This window comes from Paeniglutamicibacter sp. MACA_103 (genome assembly GCF_045798555.1).
Classification (GTDB): Bacteria; Actinomycetota; Actinomycetes; order Actinomycetales; family Micrococcaceae; genus Paeniglutamicibacter.
This window is the reverse complement of record NZ_JBIXLN010000093.1, coordinates 1-3,454: the sequence shown is the minus strand read 5'-3', so window position 1 is coordinate 3,454 and position 3,454 is coordinate 1. Positions and strand designations below refer to the sequence as shown.

Here is a 3,454-nt window from a genome sequence, read left to right as displayed (position 1 = left end):
AGCCCGAAGCGTGCGCCCTCCGCGGCGATGCGGATGTCGCAGGCCATGGCCAGCTCGTTGCCGCCGCCCAGGGCGAACCCGTTGATCGCGGCAATGGTCGGCTTTTCATAGTCTTCGAGGTAGTCGTAGAAGCGCTGCATCTTGGCCGCCAGCCCGTCGGCGAAGGTGTAGTTCGCCAGCTGGTTGATGTCGGCGCCGGCAATGAACGCCTTGTCCCCGGCACCGGTGAAGACCACGGCCCCGACTCGGTCGTTGTCGGCGAAGTCCTCGAGGACCTCGCGGATTTCCCGCAGCACCGTGGCATTCAGGGCGTTGCGGGAATCGGGACGGTTGATGGTGATGATGCCGAGATTGCCCTCGACTTCGACGAGGATCGTTTCGCAGGTCGTTCCCAGGCTCTCCATGTTTACCGGAAGGCCGGCTGGCCGGTGATGTGGTTGCCCAGGATGAGGGTGTGGACCTCGTCGGTGCCCTCGTAGGTGCGCACCGATTCCAGGTTGTTCCCGTGGCGCAGCGGCGAGTAGTCCAGGGTGATGCCGTTGCCGCCCAGGATGGTGCGGGCCTCGCGGCAGATCTCGATTGCCTCGCGGCAGTTGTTCAGCTTGCCCACCGAGATCTGCACCGGTTCCAGGGTGCCGGCGTCCTTCATGCGTCCGGTGTGGATGGCCAGCAGGGTGCCCTTCTGGATTTCCAGGAGCATGTTCACCAGCTTGAGCTGGGTCAGCTGGTACCCGGCCAACGGCTTGTCGAACTGCATGCGCTCCAGCGAGTACTTCAGTGCGACCTCGTAGGAATCGCGGGCGGCACCCATGGCGCCCCAGATGATCCCGTAGCGGGCCTCGTTCAGGCAGGAGAACGGGCCGCGCAAGCCCTCGGCGCCGGGCAGGATCGCATCTGCGGGAAGCTGGACATCCTCGAAGATGATGTCGCACTGGATGGAGGCACGCATCGAGAGCTTGGGCTCGATCGGGGTGGCGGTGAACCCGGGGGTGTCGGTGGGGACCAGGAAGCCGCGTACTCCCTCGTTGGTTGCCGCCCAGATGACCGCGACGTTGGCGATGTTGGCCAGGCCGATCCAGCGCTTGGCACCGTTGAGCACCCAGCCGGTCTCGGTGCGCACCGCACGGGTCTGCATGCTCGAGGGGTCCGAGCCGGCGGTCGGTTCGGTGAGCCCGAAGCAGCCGATCATCTCGCCCTTGGCCATGGACGGCAGGTAGGTATTCTTCTGTTCTTCCGAGCCCCACTTGTGGATCGCGGTCATGGCCAGAGAGCCCTGCACCGAGACGAAGGTGCGCAGCCCCGAGTCCCCGGCCTCGAGCTCCATGGCGGCAATGCCGTACTCCACCGAGGAGCGTCCCGGGCAGCCGTAGCCCTGCAGGTGCATGCCCAGCAGGCCGAGATCGCCCATTTCCTTGACGATTTCCACGGGGAAATGGGCCGCCTCGTACCAGTGGCTGATGTTCGGCTTGATGCGTTCGTTGACGAATCCGCGCACGGTGTCGCGGAAGGCGAGTTCCTCGGTGCTGAAGAGGGCGTCGAGGTTCAACACATCGGAGTTGGCCAGGGCCGGGTCGCGTTCGAGGGCAATGGTGTTCATAGCAGTATCTCTTTTCTTGAACTGAATTCGTGGGTGGCGCTTAGGCCGTGGGCTGCGGGGAGTAGGCCGGAAGCACGGTGTCGTTGTCGGCGCCCAGCATCGGGGGAGCCGAGCGCACCTGCGGGCGTTGGCCCCGGAAGTTGACGGGGAAGGCGACCTGCTTCAGCTCCCCGATGACCGGGTGGTCGGCAGTCTGGACCATGTCCAGGGCCGCGGTGTGCGGGTGGGCATAGACCTCGTCCAGCGAACGGATCGGTGAGGCAGGGACACCGGAAACGGCGAACAACTCGCACCACTGTGTTGCGGTCTTGGCCTTCAGCGCTTTCTCCAGCTCGATGTTCAACCGCTCGCGGTTGGCAAGCCGTCCGTTGTTGGTGGACAGGTCCGCATCGTTACCCAGGTCCGGGCGTTCGATCGCGGCGCAGAGCTTCTGCCACATCGCGTCGTTGCCCACGGCGATGACGAAGTAGTCGTCCTGCGCCCGGTACGCCTGGTACGGGACCAGGTTCGGGTGCCCTGAGCCCAGCGGGCCGGGGCGCTTGCCATCGTCAAAGTAGTTGGTCGCCCAGTTCACGTGCAGCGCCAGCTGGCACTCGTACAGCGAGGTGGTCACGTATTGGCCCTTCCCGGTGCGCGAACGCTCCACGAGGGCGGCGAGCAGGCCGATGATCCCGAAGAGCGAGGCGCCAAGGTCTCCCATGGCGAAGCCGGCCTTCAGCGGTGCTCCGCCCGGTTCGCCGGTCAGTGACATCAGGCCGCCGGCGGCCTGGGCGATCATGTCGTAGCCCGGCTCGTCGCGCAGCGGACCGTGGTCGCCGAAAGCGGAGATGTGCAAGATGACCAGCTTGGGGTAGCGCTCGGAGAGCACCTTGTAGTCGAAGATGCGTTGCAGGCCCGAGCCCGGGCGGAAGTTCTCCACCAGCACGTCGGCCTCCTCGAGCATGCGGTGCACGATTTCCTGGCCCTCCACGGATTTTAGGTCGATGGTGACCGACTTCTTGCCGCGGTTGATGGCCAGGTAGTAGGTGGCGTCGGTGCCCTTCACCGGCGGGCCCCAGGATCGCGTGGGGTCCCCGCCTTGCGGGTGCTCGACCTTGGTGACGTCCGCGCCGAGGTCGGCCAGGGACATGGTGGCGTAGGGGCCGGCGAGGATCTTGGAGAGGTCTACGACCTTGATGCCGGCCAGTGGGCCGCCGGCGGTGGGGGTGGTGTTCTGTTCCATGGTGTATCAGTCTTTCCCGGTGCTTACTTGAAGACCTTGAGGGCGGCCTCGCGGGGTACTGAGGCGCCGTCGACGAGTTCGTCCAGCCATTGAAGCGCAACCGGAAGGCTGCCGGTGTGGCCGTTGACGATCGAATCGAGGTAGGAGTTGGCGACCAGCAGCTTGCGGTAGCCGGCGGCCGATTCTTCGATGGCCTGCTCGAGCAGGAGGGTGGCCATGATCAGCTGGGCGAGGGTGTTGGTGTAGTGGCCGATCAGCGCCTGCGCGTCCTGGTTTTCGCCGGCGAGGATGGCGTCTCCGCGGGTGAGCGCCTCGTGCCAGGCCTCGGTGAGCTGCTGGGCCCCGGGAGCCGCGTCTGTGGCTTCCAGGGCGGAGAGCTTTTCAAGCATCGAGTCGGTGACGACCTGGTGCGCACCGTATTGCCTCATGCAGCGCAGCACGTCCAGGGCGATGACGTTGGAGGAACCTTCCCAGATGGAGCCGAGGTGCGAGTCGCGCAGCAGGCGCGAGTTCGCCCAGTCCTCGATGTAGCCGTTGCCGCCACGGATTTCCATGGCCTCGCCGGTGACCCAGCGGGCCTTCTTGCAGATGTAGTGCTTGGCGATCGGGGTCAGCACGCGGATCAGCGACTTGGC

At 65.6% G+C, this 3,454-nt stretch carries 4 protein-coding genes; all 4 read right to left on the bottom strand.

The features are described from left to right. Positions 1-404: enoyl-CoA hydratase/isomerase family protein (locus ACIPVK_RS21595; RefSeq protein ID WP_407614037.1), on the bottom strand; the 404-nt coding region annotated here is incomplete at its 3' end. 2 nt (positions 405-406) lie between these two features. Next, the gene (locus ACIPVK_RS21590) at positions 407-1,597 is read right to left on the bottom strand and encodes an acyl-CoA dehydrogenase family protein (RefSeq protein ID WP_407614036.1); all 1,191 of its coding nucleotides are present in this window, start codon (positions 1,595-1,597) and stop codon (positions 407-409) included. Between the two features lie 40 nt (positions 1,598-1,637). Continuing rightward, a complete protein-coding gene (locus tag ACIPVK_RS21585; RefSeq protein WP_407614035.1) occupies positions 1,638-2,819 on the bottom strand; it encodes a CaiB/BaiF CoA transferase family protein in 1,182 nt (393 codons plus the stop codon). Between the two features lie 23 nt (positions 2,820-2,842). Next, a partial coding sequence (locus ACIPVK_RS21580; RefSeq protein ID WP_407614034.1) for an acyl-CoA dehydrogenase family protein occupies positions 2,843-3,454 on the bottom strand: 612 nt, incomplete at its 5' end.